Annotated in this window: 12 protein-coding genes and 1 pseudogene; 5 read left to right on the forward strand and 8 right to left on the reverse strand. The window is 42.7% G+C overall.

The window, feature by feature from the left end; translation table 11 throughout:
- Positions 1-273, reverse strand: coding sequence for a hypothetical protein (locus R2R71_RS13140; protein ID WP_316831731.1), 273 nt, complete (start codon positions 271-273; stop codon positions 1-3).
- Positions 274-462: 189 nt separating this feature from the next.
- Here R2R71_RS13140 and R2R71_RS13145 point away from each other — a divergent pair, with 189 nt between their 5' ends.
- Positions 463-1,329, forward strand: a complete 867-nt coding sequence (locus tag R2R71_RS13145; RefSeq protein WP_316831732.1) for a PAS domain-containing protein — start codon at positions 463-465, stop codon at positions 1,327-1,329.
- A 34-nt stretch (positions 1,330-1,363) separates the two neighbouring features.
- A complete protein-coding gene (locus R2R71_RS13150) occupies positions 1,364-2,092 on the forward strand; it encodes a DUF72 domain-containing protein (RefSeq protein ID WP_316831859.1) in 729 nt (242 codons plus the stop codon).
- A gap of 26 nt (positions 2,093-2,118) precedes the next feature.
- Here R2R71_RS13150 and R2R71_RS13155 read toward each other — a convergent pair whose 3' ends face one another.
- The gene (locus R2R71_RS13155) at positions 2,119-2,787 is read right to left on the reverse strand and encodes a hypothetical protein (protein WP_316831733.1); all 669 of its coding nucleotides are present in this window, start codon (positions 2,785-2,787) and stop codon (positions 2,119-2,121) included.
- 211 nt (positions 2,788-2,998) lie between these two features.
- Between R2R71_RS13155 and R2R71_RS13160 the strand changes: the two genes are divergently transcribed.
- The gene (locus tag R2R71_RS13160; RefSeq protein WP_316831734.1) at positions 2,999-5,971 is read left to right on the forward strand and encodes an ATP-binding protein; all 2,973 of its coding nucleotides are present in this window, start codon (positions 2,999-3,001) and stop codon (positions 5,969-5,971) included.
- Between the two features lie 17 nt (positions 5,972-5,988).
- Here R2R71_RS13160 and R2R71_RS13165 read toward each other — a convergent pair whose 3' ends face one another.
- From R2R71_RS13165 to R2R71_RS13185, 5 genes are all read right to left on the reverse strand, one after another.
- A complete protein-coding gene (locus tag R2R71_RS13165; RefSeq protein WP_316831735.1) occupies positions 5,989-6,486 on the reverse strand; it encodes a DUF6908 domain-containing protein in 498 nt (165 codons plus the stop codon).
- A gap of 159 nt (positions 6,487-6,645) precedes the next feature.
- Positions 6,646-7,017 (reverse strand): hypothetical protein, encoded by a 372-nt coding sequence (locus tag R2R71_RS13170; RefSeq protein WP_316831736.1) that lies wholly within the window; start codon positions 7,015-7,017, stop codon positions 6,646-6,648.
- Positions 7,014-7,448, reverse strand: coding sequence for a DUF6908 domain-containing protein (locus R2R71_RS13175; protein ID WP_316831737.1), 435 nt, complete (start codon positions 7,446-7,448; stop codon positions 7,014-7,016). Before R2R71_RS13175 ends, R2R71_RS13170 begins: the two co-directional genes overlap by 4 nt.
- A gap of 41 nt (positions 7,449-7,489) precedes the next feature.
- Positions 7,490-7,975: a J domain-containing protein gene (locus R2R71_RS13180; protein WP_316831738.1), complete on the reverse strand. Its 486-nt coding sequence runs from the start codon at positions 7,973-7,975 to the stop codon at positions 7,490-7,492.
- Positions 7,976-8,344: 369 nt separating this feature from the next.
- A complete protein-coding gene (locus tag R2R71_RS13185; RefSeq protein ID WP_316831739.1) occupies positions 8,345-8,932 on the reverse strand; it encodes a UPF0758 domain-containing protein in 588 nt (195 codons plus the stop codon).
- A 155-nt stretch (positions 8,933-9,087) separates the two neighbouring features.
- Between R2R71_RS13185 and R2R71_RS13190 the strand changes: the two genes are divergently transcribed.
- Positions 9,088-9,492: a hypothetical protein gene (locus R2R71_RS13190; RefSeq protein ID WP_316831740.1), complete on the forward strand. Its 405-nt coding sequence runs from the start codon at positions 9,088-9,090 to the stop codon at positions 9,490-9,492.
- Positions 9,493-9,633: 141 nt separating this feature from the next.
- A pseudogene (locus R2R71_RS13195) lies at positions 9,634-11,024 on the forward strand (DASH family cryptochrome).
- Positions 11,025-11,858: 834 nt separating this feature from the next.
- On the opposite strand, the gene R2R71_RS13200 reads toward R2R71_RS13195, so the two are convergent.
- On the reverse strand, positions 11,859-15,746 hold the full coding sequence (locus R2R71_RS13200; RefSeq protein WP_316831741.1) for a TIM-barrel domain-containing protein: 3,888 nt from the start codon (positions 15,744-15,746) through the stop codon (positions 11,859-11,861).
- Positions 15,747-16,152: the final 406 nt, after the last annotated feature.

The following is a 16,152-nucleotide window of genomic DNA, read 5'->3' on the forward strand; positions in this document are numbered from 1 at the left end:
TCAATTGCCTTTATCCTGTGCATTTAGAAAATCTTTCCAGTCAACATAGCCTAAAAACTGGCTGAGGGTGTTGAGCATGAATATCGAATTAAAGAGTGGGTGTTTTCCCTCAAAACGGAAGAAACGTGCCAGCGTAGTTTTGGAGAGGTAATTTCTGGTTTGCTCAAAAATCAACTTGGACAATATAAGCGCATGGTTTTCTTCATAGACCACCCACCCGCACTTGTTAAGTACACATATTTTTAACTGTCCGAGCGCAGTAAATTCATCCATTTTGAGAGCAGCTAATCTTTAAGACGTTAGGATTTATTATGTTCAAAACATTTATGCCCAAAAAAAAGTTTCATTATTAGCGCTTAATCGTATTCATAAAAAGAGTATTAGCCCCAAATCATGCAGCGGCGTAAAATCGATGCTTAAAATATATTTAGATTTAAGCCCCGCTTAAGGATTTATAAGATCATGGAAAAAAAAGCAAAGGGTCTCAGTACCATTACAACTTTAGAAAAGCTGACGAGTAACCTCGTGGAATCAACAGTGACATTGATCAGGGAAATATTGGGCACGGGCGAAATCTCGCTATCCCTTGGCAGAAGTTCCATCAGGCCCAAAGGGGAAACAGCATTGGTGAAAACCTTCGCTCTTGGTAGCGGAAAGGAGCAAAACTTTATTTGTCTTAATGGCCTAAATCATGCCCGCCTAAGCAAAAAAGAGCAGCGGCAACTTTATGCTATTATCGCAAGCTTCGAAAAGCAATATATTGCTATACAGTCCTTAGGTCAGACAGGTCGCCAACTTAGTGAAAACCGTCAAGAAATTACCGCGCTTGAAACCGAGTTGGAACTTGCTTATTCGGATTTAAACCTGGCACATGAGGAACTTAGTGAGGCCTATACTTTAGGACACCTCCTCAACAGAAACCTGTCCAGGACCCGGCTCGAAATCAAGACCTTTTTAGAGCAGGCCCCGATTGCCTTGGGAATCCTGCGACACAGAAGATTAAAAATAGAAATCGCTAATGCGCTTATTCTACGGTTCTGGGGAAAGGACAAATCCGTTGTTGGTAAACCATTGGCGGAGGCATTGCCCGAACTCAAAGGGCAGCCATACCTGGATATTCTCGATAAAGTTTATCTTAGCGGCGAACGCTATATTGGCCGGGAAGCGCCCGTAAGTCTGGATATGCAGGGTAAAACGCAAACGGTCTATTTCAATTTTATCTACGAACCGCTTAAAAACGAAAAAGGATTAACCAATGCAATCATGATAATCGCAACAGATGTCACAGAGCTCATACAAGGCCGATTGAAAAGTGCTGAGGATAAATAAGATGATGCCGAATAAACCCGAATTCTATGCTGGTATGAGTGGGCTTATACTCCCTGTACCTAACAAAGCGCATTACCCCGAGGTATTTCAGTCGTACTCCAGACTCCATTACTATGCATCGCTGAACAACTCCATTGAGATAAATACTTCTTTCTACAAAATTCCGCAGTCGCGAACTTTAATCAAGTGGGTGGACGAGGTTCCTGAGGATTTTAAGTTCAGCTTCAAACTGTTCAAAGAAATCACCCATCAAAAACAACTCGCTTTCGATGCCCAGCTGATCCAGGCCTTTATGAAGGTGATTAATCATGTAGGAGAGAGAAAGGGAGCCTTACTCGTACAATTTCCACCCAGCATTAAAATTTCACAAATCAGACAGCTCCGGCATTTAATGGCTACTCTGCGAGAAAACGATCCAGATCAAGCTTGGGATATCTCAGTGGAATTTAGACACCCTAGTCTGTACGAAGATGAGGTATACAGTATTTTAGCTGAATACAATATTGCTATGGTCATCCAAGATAAAAAGGAAGCCCGTAGCCCGCTTATCACCACGAATCCCCGCTTCGCTTACCTTCGTTTCCATGGTCCTAACGGAAATTATCGTGGCAGCTATGATAGCGATACACTGAGCGACTATGCCAGCATCATCAGGGATTGGCTGGAAGAAGAAAGACGTGTTTACCTTTATTTTAATAATACCATGGGTGAGGCAATTGCTAACCTAAAATTGCTCCGCGAGCTAATCACTGTTGATTATTGAAATTCTGAGTGGATATATAAATGTCATTACAAATTATTTCGTACACCGCGCAGCATTCTTTGATATTTAACACCGAAAGACGCTATCGCTTTGTCTGAAGACGAGCTGGCTTTAGCTAGTAATTTTTCCGCCAAAGGACGGTCACTGATCAGCAGGTTTTGATAGGCTTTATCAAATGAGGGACCTTTCAATTTCTGCAAACCACTGGCCATTGCATTGCTTGATGCATCGTTTATGCCTGTTGCTTCTGCTTTAGCGATACCACTGTTTCCAGCTTCCCCGCCACCATTTTTTATCCTTGAAGTATCCCGGAGGTTCTCAGGACTGGCATCCACACGGCCATCAGGACGCTGACCACCCTCTGGGAAAGCGCCTGCCAGTACTACCTTACCGGACTTCGCCAAAACGCGTAGCTCATCATTGAATTTGGTTAAGACCATCGTCAGTTTTTCGGCCTGGCTGCGTGTCTGGGTGCCACCGTTTCTTGCAGCCAACGCAGCTGCACGTAACTGTTTATTGCATAGGGCGTTCAATTCATTTAGCAGAGCAGCATCTTCAGACTGGCGTTGATGGAAAGTAAAATGAGGAGCTTCGTGGGCAATACTTTTAAGTGCGTTTACAGCGCTTAGTCCTAAGCTGGCAGACAGAGCAATAAAAATATATTTTTTCATAACAATTTCTTTATCAGAGAACATGAATTGTACCAGATAGTTTTGTTTTTATCAAAAGCCTGTTCCCAGCCTAGATTTTCAATCATCACACTCATTATTTTTAACCCCATCCGACAACTCTTTCTTAATCTTCAGTGCCTTGATTGCTGAATTATATAATAACACGCATGTTACGTTTATTTAAAATTAGCTCACGTTTTTGTTCTATCTTAGCGGCCTAACAATTTTCAAAACGATGGCTCAGGAGGATTTATCAAAAGAACAGTTCTTGTCCGGTGGCGGTGAAATGGGTGCCTTGATCCGTTCCATGGACTGGTCTAAAAATCCACTCGGCCCGGTCGAGAATTGGCCACAGAGTTTAAGGACTTCTGTGAGTCTTTGTCTATCCTCTACTTTTCCTATTCTCATTGCCTGGGGGAAAGAAACCATTCAAATCTATAATGACGCTTACCGTCCAATCTGCGGTGCGATGCACCCGGCCTCGATGGGTATGAACTTTAGGGTTTGCTGGGAATCTGCACTGGAAGTTGTTGGGGATAAATTTACCAGAGGACAGCAGGGTGAAGGTACTTACATAAAGGACCAGCAAATGTTTCTTTTCAGGTACGGTTATCTGGAAGAAGCTTATATGACTTTCTCTTTTGCGCCAATACGGGATGAATCCGGTGAAGTGGGCGGCATTTTTCACCCCATTACTGAAACTACCGATAAAATGCTCAGTGCACGTAGAACCCAGGTGCTCAGGGATGTTGCTGCTTTATTAGCCCAGGCGAAAAGCATCGAGGATATCTGTAGCCTCATCGAAGGGCGTCATCATGATTTCGTGGCAGATTTGCCTTTCCTGCAATTTTACCATATTAATGCTGATAGCGAATCTGCATCGCTATTGAGCAGTTCAGGAACCGCAGAAGCTCCACAGCTTGAAGTGGCTACTATTGTTTTAAACCAGGATCATCCAGGTAGCTGGCCACTCACTAGCAACGCTAGTCAGGCAATCATTGTTTCTGAACTGGAAAAACGGTTTGGCGAGTTTAACTGTCAGCCTTATCTTGAAACACCACATACCTCATTAATACTTCCGGTATTTATATCCGGAAAAGATAAACCCTTTGGCTACCTGATTGCCGGGGTAAGTAGTCGCCGGGCACTGGATGAGCAGTACAAGGGTTTCTACGATATGTTGGCCAATACCTTTTCGACTGCTGTCTCCAATGTTTATGCCTATGAGCAAGAACAGCAAAGGGCAGAGGCGCTGGCAGCAATTGACCGTTCGAAGACCGCATTTTTTAGCAACGTCAGCCACGAATTCCGCACACCGCTTACATTGATGCTGGGACCGCTTGAAGATTTGACCAATAATCCACTCATCACCGAACCGAAGATTAAAGAAACATTGATAGCTACCCATCGCAATGCGATGCGTTTACTTAAACTGGTAAACAATCTACTTGATTTCAGTAGGGTCGAAGCTGGCAGGGTTCAGGCCGCCTACCAACCCGTGGAAATTGCCTCGCTGACTAAAGACCTGGCCAGTAGCTTCCGTTCCATCATCGAGAAAGCCGGGATGGAGCTTATTGTTGAAACCGGGAACAAGGCAATAGAAGCCTATATCGATATCCAGATGTGGGAGAAAATTGTTTTAAACCTGATATCCAATGCTTTCAAATATACGCTCGAAGGAACGATAAAAGTTTCCCTGCAAGAAGCAAACCAGCAACTGGTTCTTGAAGTTAGCGATACAGGAGTGGGCATACCGGAAAAGGAATTGCCACATATGTTTGAACGCTTCCATAGGGTTGAAAATTCTGCAGGAAGAACGCATGAAGGTTCAGGTATTGGTCTTTCACTGGTCAATGAGCTGGTGAACCTGCATGGGGGCATGATCAAATTAGAAAGCAAGCTTTCTATAGGATCAGTCTTCAGGGTAAGTATCCCATTGGGACATGAGCACCTGCCTGGCAGCCAGGTACATGAAAAAGACTTTCGTTCCGGCTTGAGCAGTCTTAGGGAGTCCTTCCTTCAGGAAGCTTCAGGACTTCTTGGGGAAACCGTATCGTCAGAAAAATCAAATCCAGAAATTGCTGGTTTGTTTACCCAAAGTGATGCTCATGTGCTGATTGTTGATGACAATGCGGATATGCGTGCATATTTGGAGCGGTTATTGGAAAAGGAATTTATGGTACATACTGCCGTCAATGGTTTTGATGCCCTCGGTCAGTTGAAACACTTCAGCCCGGACCTGATCCTCAGCGATATCATGATGCCTGTAATGGATGGGAAAGAATTGTTGGCAAATTTGCGTGCCCGCGAAGAAAAGCATTGGATCCCATTGATATTCCTTTCAGCCAGGGCAGGTGAGGAAGCCCGAATTGATGGCTTGGAGGCAGGGGCAGACGATTACCTGGTCAAACCTTTTTCTGCTCAGGAGCTATTGAGCAAAGTACGGGCGCAGGTCAAAATTAACCGCATTAGACTGCAGAATGAGCAGCGTATGCGTGATTTCGTGGCCGTAGCGACCCATGAGTTAAAAACGCCATTGACCGCCCTTTCGGGGTATGCGCAGCTTATAAAGTTAAAGGCTTCTAAACTCGAAGACACCACCATACAGCATGCTGCTGAACGCGCTACCTACCAGGTGCGTAAAATGGCCCGGCTGGTTGATGACCTGCTGGATGTGAGTAAACTTGATGAGGGGATGCTCCACCTGAATCCTGAAAACTTCGATATGTGCGCACTCATTAAAGAAACCATATTCGATGTGCAGTCAACAATTTCAACTCATGAATTGATATTTACCTGCGAGCATAGCTATACTGTTAATGGTGATAGGGAAAAAATCAGTCAGGTACTCACCAACCTGCTGACCAATGCCGCAAAATATTCACCCGGTGCTTCAAGGATTGATATCTCTGTGGAGCAAGTGGACTCCGGTGTGAAAACGATCGTCCGTGACCGCGGGATCGGTATAAAAAAAGAAGAACAGCCTTACGTATTCCGAAGATTTTACCGCACCCCTTCAGCCAATAAAGGGTTTCGTGGTTTTGGCGTAGGTCTGTATCTCTGCTCAGAGATCATCAGCAGGCATGGCGGTCATATTGGCCTGGAAAGCCAACCGGGCGAAGGGTCTGTATTTTATTTCATCATACCCAATGACAGCAATGAAGAAAGCCTCACTAATGCCAGGCTGAGCAGGCCAGAACAGCGCTGATAAAGTTATAATCCATATCAACAGCAATCCAAAAATCCCTGTTTTTCAATTTTTTCCAGCCAGTTTTCTGCAAAAACCACATGTTTGCGGTGCAGGTCTGATTTAATCATCCTGCAACCCTTATCGTCATTCAAGAACGAGAGACTCTCTTCACTGACCTGTGCACCATCGTTTTCAAAGCGGCAGGGCGAAACAAACACAGCCCCATAATCATCGGATTGCTTTCTGCTGTCCATCATTATAAAACCCATCTCAGGTAATTTAATCAATAGTCTATTCTGCTCTATGTAATTGCAGAGCGTATAAAGACTGCACGCACCGAAGGGCTCGAGGTAAAAGGTGGCAAGCCGATTTATTCTCAGTGGGATATAAGGGTCATTAATAATATCCAGGTAAATTTCCCCATTCATCAGCCCGATAAGTTTACAAAAGATTATCGTACTCTTTAAATTGATACATTCAATATTCATCTTTTCTCTTGGACGATTAGCGCCTCCACTGTTAGCTTCAACCATTGATTCCCTAGGTAGTGCTGATTTAGCTTAGAGCCTGCCGTGTTTTTTGCTTTGTGTTTCATCATTCAAATTTTTAGGTGAAAGCGACCTGATCTTTCATCAGCTATCAGCAGAGGGCAATAGCAAGAGCGTCAGGAGCGTCATTTAGATATTCAGGCTTTAGGTAAAAAGCAGTTGGACAATTATTTTAAATTTTTCATTCGTGGACTGCCGTTCGGCGTACTTCACAATACAATCAGTCGCAAAGAGCGCAGTATAAGTGAAAAACAATTGATCCGAGAAAACTTTGCTGCTACGCAGCATCGAAAACTCATGCTTTTTGATCAGACTGTTCGTCTCCGCTGCCAGGGCCATCCAGAAATCAAAAGACACCAGACCGCTATCCCAGTCCTTTCGATAATTTTCCCCAACTGAGCAAAGGTGTTCGCAGTATTCGGTAAGGTAATCCAGTAAATCTTTGATTTCCCCAGGGAAGAGTTCATGCATAAGCCTTGCTTTCGCAGAATTGCTCAATAATTCCAGCGCCTTCATTTCAAGAACCCCTGTTGTTTGATATTGGATAGCCAGGTTGCCGCGAACTGGAGATGCTGGCCATGTAACCTGGATAGATATATGCCTATCCGCCCACTCATAAAAGAGATGCTTTCCTCGTAAACACCAAGTGATGCGTTCTGATAAGTGCAGGGCACAACATGGAGCTGCGTCAAATCATCGCCCTCTTTTCGGTTATCAACCACCAAAAAACACATCTCCGGATCCTGCATAAGGTCCCCATTCTGCTGATAATAATGACATAAGCTGTAAAATTCACCTGCGCCCCAGGTGCTTAAAAAATCTCCGCCCAGTCGTTCAATCGTCAGCGGCATATAAGGTTCCTTAATAATTTTTTTATATGGCCTGCCTTCCATTTTGGAAAGTAGTGCACTAAATATTCGAGTAGCGTTGTTATCTAATGTTTCCATAATCATTCTTGCGCCCTTTGTCCGGTTGCGCCTCCGGTTAATTATACGTTTAAAAATGGTTTTGCTTTTCTACCAGGGTGGTTTACGGGCTCGCTGCCATACTTGGCTTTGATCTCTTCCAGGCTTTTGCCGCTGCTTTTACGCACGCTAAATACTTCACTCCTGAAATACCAGGCTAGCTTTTTTGCCGAAAACCTATATCCTGCGCTTTTCAGCATTTCGCGGTGCAACCTGGTATTGCCCGTCACCCAGATCCAGTTACCCACCAGCTCAACTAGCAATCCATCAAGATTTACGACCGCTTCAATCGCCTGGCGGTAAACCTCGCTATAGCGGATTTCCTGCTCCATTTCCTCCTCGGCAAATCCAACACTGCGGATCACCCCGGCTGATGCAAAGGCATATTCACTGTTGATCTCCTGCATCGTTGCGGTATCTCCACCAAAATCAGGATGGTGTTCCTTTGCCAGTTTTTTGTACAGCGCCTTAACCTGGTCAAGACTGCTACAGCTTGAGAACCATTTCATGACCCAGTGCTAATTTTCGCCATTCTACTTGCCAGATTTGCTGATCCGCTAAACAATTTGCATTCATCGTGCTTCTTTTCTTGCTTTTTCATATCAATAAATTTTGCTTAAAATCCCACCTAAACCATTTAGGTGGCAGCCATTTCTGGCTTTTTGTCAAGCAAACCCAATACTGATTTTAGCCAGGGACGGCAGACAAGACTTTGCCGAAAAAAAAACCTCGGCGGGCGAATGCACGTGCCAGGGAAGATTTTTTTCGTGCAAACCCTTTAGGGCCTGGTCTTTTGGGCTGGAACTGCGAATCAGAAATTGCTGAAACAAAACAGCTGGTAAATGTTGCTGAGCTAAAGAAAACATGCTCTTTGAACCTTAGTCATCAAAAAGCTTGGTCTGCCTAGTATTGATGCGTTTGGATAGCTCGACTGCCGCAAGCACCGAACATGCTTTAGCCATGCCCATGCCTTTATGGCGGCACAGTGAAGGAAAGCTGCTTTTAGAAAGGCCATGAAGATCTGAATGACCATCCAGGATCTTTGATGCCAGTTCAATGGCGGTTTCCCCAGGCGTGCCTGCGCCGAGCAGGATGGCCAGCAGTTCACAATCACTCAAACACGAGGGACCATGGTTAAACATTCGCTCCCTGGGACGCTCGGATTCAGGCATTGCTTTTATCCCCTGTGATGCCCTGCATTCGCGCGCAATATCTTTGAGCGTCTGGTATGGTTGTCCTTGAAAGGCTGCGGACTGGAAGGCTGAGCTGAAGGCCGTTATAAACTCAAAAAAATTATCTTCAAAAACCACTAGCACGGTACGCAGGTGACTACCGTCTTGCTGCAGGTCACTGCGCACGATGCGCAGGAAATACCTGCCATTTTCTGCCAATACAATGTCAATAAAATAACACCTGGTTGGGCTGGCTTTGAAAAATTCACTGGCTAAAATCTGTTGTTTTTTCATCACATATAAAAATTAGTGTCCAGCAAAATTCATTTCTCCAGCGCGATAAATTCGGTGCAAAATCAAATTACCCGAAGCAGCGTAGTGTTATCCGATCCCGGAAGAATTTACCCGGTAAAATCGTTTATTTACCAGATTTATAGTAACTTAGTTTTATGTCGGAAGAGTCCCTTAAACAGAAAAATTGCAGCTACTGCGGAAAAGTCCTGCACGGCCGGAGCGATCAGCGTTTCTGTAATGATGGCTGCCGGAATAACTTCAACCGCGATAAAAGAAAAGCAGATCGCATCACAGAACATGAAAATACCCCGGAGATATTAAGGATCATTCGCCACAACTATCAACTGCTCAAAAGCCACTGTCCGAAGCCCTTGGAAGAGAATACCTTCATCAGGTTGAATCGTGCAGCCCTGATTGAAAAAGGTTTTAACCCGAAATTTTTTACCAGCATTTTCAAGGATGATACTGGTAGCGAATGGAACTGCGTACTAGAAATTGGCTACCTATTGGGAGCGGAAGAAGTTTACATAAGGGATTTTCCTCAGCAAATGCAGCTTTGATGAATACCTTTTGCTCATACACTTTACCTTGTTATGGAAGAACTTTTTCCAGCCGGGAATGTTTAAATTTCTGGATGTCCGATAAATGATTAAATACATTTGCTTTGATAGAAAGACTTTCATTACCGAAATAAGTATTACATGGCAAAAAGGGGACTCGTTTGGTTTAAAAATGACCTGAGGCTGCACGATAATGAAACACTGATCACAGCACACCAGGAATGCAAAGATCTTATCTTTTGCTATTGCATGGAAAGCGCCAATTTCAAAGCGCTGGATTACGGTTTTGTTAAAATGGATGCGATTAGGCTTAAGTTTCTTGAACAATCCTTGCTAGATCTGCAAAACCAGCTCAAAAAATTGGGCGGGCACCTCATTATCGGCGAAAATTCTGCATTGGAAATCCTGCCCCGACTAATTGCCACTCACGAAATCACCGATATCTATGCCGAAGTAGAATATGCCAGCGAAGAACTGTCGCTGATCAAAAAGCTTAAACAGCGGCTACCTAAAATCAATTTTCATTTTACCTGGGGCAAAACGCTGTACCACAAAGATGACCTGCCGTTCAAAATCCCCAAAATCCCGCTGACCAGCAAAGCATTCAGGATACCCCTGGGGCAAAAGGCCAAAGCCCGCGAAGTTTTTGATGCCCCAAAAAAGTTAAAAGGCCTGAAAGGCGTTAAAAGCACTAAATTCCCCGACTGCAGTATCTATGGCTTTGATAAAAAGGAATACAAAAAATTAGCTCCACTGGTACCGGGTGGGGAAATCCAGGCATTGAAGAGACTTGAATATTATACCCGTCAATCCGAACTGCTTACCTCTTACCGCTGGAGCCGCAACCAGTCTCGCGGCCTGGATTACAGCTCCAAATTCTCACCCTACCTGGCTCTGGGCTGTATCTCGCCAAGGATGATATATCAAAGGGTCAAATCATACGAGCAGGAGATCAAAAAAAACCAAAGCACCTGGTGGATTATCTTCGAGCTGGTCTGGCGGGATTATTTCACCTTTAAAGCTATGCGCTTTGGCAATAAAATTTTCGCAGGTAAAGGATTTAAAAATAGACCTGTCCACTGGGAAAATGATACCATACTTTTTGACCGCTGGAAGGCTGGCACCACAGGTATCCCTTTTATTGATGCCCATATGCGCCAGCTGAACCAGACGGGCTACATGAGCAATAGGGGAAGGGTAAACTGCGCGAGTTACCTGACCCAAGACCTAAAAATAGACTGGCGCTGGGGCGCGGCCTATTTGAATCCCGGCTTATTGATTATGACGTCACTTCCAACTGGATGAACTGGCACATGCAGGCTTTTGAAATTTACTACACCAACCCCGTCCACCAGTCCAATAAATACAGAGCGCAGGATTTCATAAGGGAATGGATCCCGGAGCTCAGGAAGGCTAGTAACGTTGAAGTGCTGATTCCCTGGGAATTCAAGATCAAAGCTTATCCAAAGCCAATCCAGGTCTATCAGAAATGGGGCAGGGCAATCAACCTGATACAAAAAATCAAAGCCTGAGCACAACAGATCTTCAGCAGATGCCGCTTAATTTTTATAATATTGAATCCTCGAACAAAAGCAGGCGATAGATAATTTAACCCTACAAAAAAAATGAATCAATAGTTGATAACCGCAATAGATTATACTGACCCCGAAGCGAAAAGCAGAAGAGCCAAAGTGCGGCCCTTTCACCTGGAAAGCATGCAGCAATATCACAAGGGGGGAAATATAGTTAGTGCAGGTGCCATACTTGGGAAGCTGTTAACCAGAGGGTTGCTGGTTCGATCCCTGTATAATGAGCTGGTCTTAAGTCAGTTATCCCCATTCCGTCCGTGTGAGGCTTTTTATTTGCACGGATTTGCACACGAAATTAAAGTTATTCTCATACGAAATCAGGGTGCTTTTAAACCTAATTTTAGCGCATTTTTTCTTTTTAGATTGGAGATTTCAACTTACTATTTAAGTAAGCTAATATGTACCATAGGTATTTGCTATTTGCACAAAATTTGCACACAAAAAGAACTAAAAATTAGTTGAAGTGCAGGTGTTACAGACAAGTAGCAAAGGAGAGCGTTGCAATTCAAATTATCATAGTATTAACAATTACTAAGACTTGAGCTAAACGGAAAATATTGATACGAGCCCAGCAGAAGGAGCTATCTTTCATTCGGAAGCTTCACTCCATCCGAGCCAAGCTTTTTGTTCGCATAAAATTTGTATGCGAAATTAAAGTTATTCGTATACGTCGAGAGGGACTCTGGTTTACATCGTAATTTTGCCATTTACATAAATTTGTAAACATAGATTCAATAAAATAAGGGAAAATAGTAATTATGCTGTTAGGCTGTCTGACTAAAACTGAATACTATTAAGGTTTTTATCAACTAGAAGACCTTTTTGAGCTTTAAGGTTAAACTGTAATTTCCTTTTAGCCCTGAATTTTAAGATAAAAAGATCCTCGGTTCCGTTCAACGTTTCTTTTTGGCCTAGATTTACAAAGGTTGGGTATAATACTTTATCCCCGCTAGTGTGCAAGCGGTCATTTGTGAGGTTCTCCATACGGTTTAAGTTTAGTGGTTGAAGGCCGAGGTAATCATATGCAGATACATCGTAAGGTATGGCGAAACTTAAGGCATTTACGGCCTTTAATCCCAGACCTTTTACTTTAACTTCGATAATTTCATCTTTGTTGTATGTCTGTTTAATAGTGCTGATCTGTATATTGCCGGCCAGAGTCTCAATTTTTTCGTCATTCACAGCTCCTTCTAATTGTGTCGATACTACGGAAATGTCGTAGGCATCTATAAGGTTATTCTTATTAATGTCCCCAGCGACGATATACCCTTCAAAATCTGCATCACCCTTCCTGAGTCCGGTGTAATTGATATAGGAAGTCAAATCATTCTGATCGATTATATGGTCATTATTGATATCTCCAGAGAGAAAACTTTCTGTACCTGGGACTTTAAATACATATAGTTCCCTACCCGATCCAAAGCTATTAACACCTTCCAGTGCGGTAATTTTTAGATAACTGGCAGTAGGGTGCATCGGAAAATTAAATATTTTGGTCTCATCGTTATTTTCCCATTCAAAAGTACCTGCCGATGTCCAGGTTACTTTATTCTCGCTATAGAATACTTGCCCTTTTAGCAGCGTTCCATTTCCTTTTCCCTTGCGAGGCAGGTAATGGAATTTGTCGAGCTGATTTTGAGATTTAAGATCAATCACCACATCAAAAGGAATTGCTTTTAAGCCCCATTTTGTATGCCACAGGTTTCCTTCATCAAAATCGAATAGTTTTTCCAAGCCAAAACCTCCTTGGTTCTCAACGGAACTTTTTGCCATAATTCCCTGTATAGCGAAAGCCAAGGGGTTAGCTTTGGTAGTGGCATTAAGCGTCGTCCAGCCTGAATAACCGTCTTTGTTGACTGCCCGAAGTTTAAAGCTATAGGTAGTTTCTGCTAAAAGTCCCTCAAATAACAATGCCGTGTCCTTAATGGAAGTATAACGCATACCACCAAAATCAATTTCGTAAAAATCAGCATTTGGGGTTTTATTCCAGGTCGGTTTAAGCGTATAAGCACCTTTATTTTCTTTGCTAATCAAAGCATTCGCAGGAGTAGTTAGTTTACCTCCCAATACATGCTGCTTGTCTTTAGGTTCAAATTTATATCCTTCAATTACAACCCTTACCTGGTTTTTGCTGATATCAGTAGATTGGAGGTTGATGAACAGCTGTGCATTTTTGATAAAAGGAATCTTTTCGAATGCTGTTCCTTTTGTCGAGAAACGGTTTAGGTTGGGCGCGGCATCATAGAAATACACATTTCTTTGTGCCAAAAAATCAGCCCTTGTGCTTACTTCCCTTAGCTTTAGTTTTGTAGTTCCAATCTGTGCGCCAAGGGATTTAGGCTTTTGAGTGAGGTTAACCACTAATTGTGTTGTTTTCTCCTTGATGAAACCATTAAAATCACCTTTGGTAGGGTTGATCATCAGATGGACCTGGTGCTTTTCGTTAAGCTCGCTTGCTATTGATGTTGATGTCCCATGCCCCAGTTTGTAAGCTTCACTCGTACCATCGTCATCATATTCGGTGAAAGAAGTTTTTCCAGATGGATAAAACTGATAAATCCTGTTACCCCTGTTAATTTGCGAAACATTATTATTTTCATTAGCCATTGGTATAATGGCACCAGCCTTTACAAAAACAGGCAATTTCCATAAAGGGGCATCGAAACTGTTCAGAATGCAATTGCCCGAATATTTTTCCCCGGTGAAGTAATCAATCCAGGTGCCTTCTGGTAGATAGATGCCATTGCGGATATCATTACCTTTATCATCAGGTCGGGTTATTTGATAAATAGGTGCGACCAGAAAAGATGGCCCATATAAAAATTGGTACTGTGTTGAAATCCCCTTGGTATATGCATTTGGATAAGCCAACAACATCGCCCTCACCATCGGTAAACCGCGGACGGCCTCTTTGGCAATACTGTAGGTATAAGGGATAAGCTCAGATTTGAGTTTTAGATATGTTCGGTTAATCGAGGTATAAGGCTCACCCATGGCATGGGGGTATTTTTCATTTGCTCCCCAACCATCCATGTTTAATTGCATGGGGGTGAATGTTTTCCACTGAAAATCCCGGGTATTGATGACGGGGTTTAGACCTCCGAAAATACCGTCCATATCAGAAGTGATGTTTGGTTGGCCTGACAGTCCACTCCCTAGATAAGTCGGGATATGAAAACGGATATATTCCCAGTTACCGCCAGTCTGGTCACCTGACCAAAGGCCTGCAAAACGCTGCGTTCCCGCCCAGCCGTCCAGAGAAATGATAAAAGGCCTGCTATTATTTCCATACTTAGGCATTATTTGTGCGACATCAGTAACACCATTCAATCCAAAAGAGTAGCCAGCGCCTACCCAGGCTACATCTGTCTTCAGTACCCTTACACCAGCATCCTTGACTTCTTTGATAATATCTCGTTGCAATAATGGGCTGATGCCGGCTTTGGGATGAAGATCCGATTGTGTCCATAAACCAATTTCCACTCCATTTTTTCGTGCGTAATCACCAAAAAGCTTTAGGTTTTCAATATTCCCATCCAAACTTTCCCTCTGGCCATAACCTGCGCCATATCCATCATTGGGCAATACCCATCCTAAAGGCATGTCATTTTTCCGGTAACGGTCAATTACCGCCCGTGCAGAAAATTGATAATTTTCTTTCTCACCATTCAGAGATTCCTTTATTCCGCCATTATCTTTCTGGCTTTCTTTATAGTGTTTTCCATCCTCAAATAATACGCCTTTGTCACCTTCTTTCCAAAAGTCCCGGTTATAAGCGTTTAAATGACCTTCATAGAAACCAAATTTAGGTAAAAGCACAGGATTTCCTGTAAGCTGGTAAAAGTCGTTCAATAATGCTTCTGGTTTATCATCTATCATGAAAAACATATCCAGGTAATCGCTTTCGTGGCTCAGTTTAACTAATCCTTTTTTCCCGGCACCAAAATTATAGTTTCCTTTTTTAAAAGTGTTAAACAGTATTCCATAACCATTTGTCGACCAATAGAATGGCGTTGGCGAGGCGACACCGCCATCTGTCCAGCTATTCTGATTTTCGATTGCGATAGCTTTTCCCTTATGTGAAAAACGTCCATTTTGTACGCCGCCACCATAAAAATATTCCCATGGATTTTCCTTAAAACTAAGCGTTATTTTATCCTTTTCGAATTGAACAGGTGCTAACGCTTCTAGCGCTAAAGCTTGTGTAGAGCGGTTGATAACTTTAATAAGCGAGGTCTTTTTATCAATAAGAATAGTAATCTTCTCCGTTGATAGAAACAGTTGGTTATTTTCCTCACTTAAATTTAAAGTAGAAATAGGCATTCGGGGATTTTCAACCAGAATACTCGCGGAGGGTTTAGCTTCAGGATTATGCATCATACCTCCCTTGGGATCCAGGAAAAGACGAAAAATATTATCCCCATAAAAATCGATGAACATGCGCCCTTTGTTGGAAATCGATAATGCTACGGTTGTATGATTAACCTTCTTCGCATTGAGCACCTCAATGGAATCGATTGGATTTTCTTTTACAGCTTTTTCCTGCTTGATAATAGATTGAGCCGAAATAAAAGCGGGCGTAAAAATTAAGCCCAATACCAAATTAACAGTCGTGTTTTTTATGGTACTAAAAATAGGTGTAGATATAAATGAACAGAATGTCATTGGCTTCGATTAGAATTTAATTTTATACTTTGAGCTTGAAATTAACAGTAAATACTGAACCTCTTTGGGATAAATCTAATAAAACTGGCGCGCTAATAATGTGTATCCGGGGTCCTAAATACCGCGCAACCGTTTGCTTAACCTAATTATTACCTAGCAAAATGTCAATTCCGATTTCTATTTTTTCTTTTCATAAGTATAAGCAAGCTTTAAGATCTGCAGATTGATTTAATAAAAAATATCTTTCTACAAATTGCAAAGTACAAGCCAAGCTTTCTCAGGCTGCCATTAACCTGAATCGTGGACTAAACGACCCTTCCTGTTGATTCTAATTAACCAAATGCACTTTGATACACCAATGTGCTACCCATATCTATTTGATAAAATTGATTAATGATTGGCAAGC

Source organism: Pedobacter aquatilis, assembly GCF_032678405.1.
In the GTDB taxonomy this organism is placed as follows: domain Bacteria; phylum Bacteroidota; class Bacteroidia; order Sphingobacteriales; family Sphingobacteriaceae; genus Pedobacter; species Pedobacter aquatilis_A.

Coding starts and splice junctions, on each gene's coding strand:
- R2R71_RS13180 (WP_316831738.1), bottom strand. CDS start 7,975: ATGAAATGGTTCTCAAGCTGTAGCAGTCTTGACCAGGTTAAGGCGCTG.
- R2R71_RS13145 (WP_316831732.1), top strand. CDS start 463: ATGGAAAAAAAAGCAAAGGGTCTCAGTACCATTACAACTTTAGAAAAG.
- R2R71_RS13150 (WP_316831859.1), top strand. CDS start 1,364: ATGAGTGGGCTTATACTCCCTGTACCTAACAAAGCGCATTACCCCGAG.
- R2R71_RS13200 (WP_316831741.1), bottom strand. CDS start 15,746: ATGACATTCTGTTCATTTATATCTACACCTATTTTTAGTACCATAAAA.
- R2R71_RS13175 (WP_316831737.1), bottom strand. CDS start 7,448: ATGGAAACATTAGATAACAACGCTACTCGAATATTTAGTGCACTACTT.
- R2R71_RS13185 (WP_316831739.1), bottom strand. CDS start 8,932: ATGAAAAAACAACAGATTTTAGCCAGTGAATTTTTCAAAGCCAGCCCA.
- R2R71_RS13140 (WP_316831731.1), bottom strand. CDS start 273: ATGGATGAATTTACTGCGCTCGGACAGTTAAAAATATGTGTACTTAAC.
- R2R71_RS13165 (WP_316831735.1), bottom strand. CDS start 6,486: ATGGTTGAAGCTAACAGTGGAGGCGCTAATCGTCCAAGAGAAAAGATG.
- R2R71_RS13160 (WP_316831734.1), top strand. CDS start 2,999: ATGGCTCAGGAGGATTTATCAAAAGAACAGTTCTTGTCCGGTGGCGGT.
- R2R71_RS13170 (WP_316831736.1), bottom strand. CDS start 7,017: ATGAAGGCGCTGGAATTATTGAGCAATTCTGCGAAAGCAAGGCTTATG.
- R2R71_RS13190 (WP_316831740.1), top strand. CDS start 9,088: ATGTCGGAAGAGTCCCTTAAACAGAAAAATTGCAGCTACTGCGGAAAA.
- R2R71_RS13155 (WP_316831733.1), bottom strand. CDS start 2,787: ATGTTCTCTGATAAAGAAATTGTTATGAAAAAATATATTTTTATTGCT.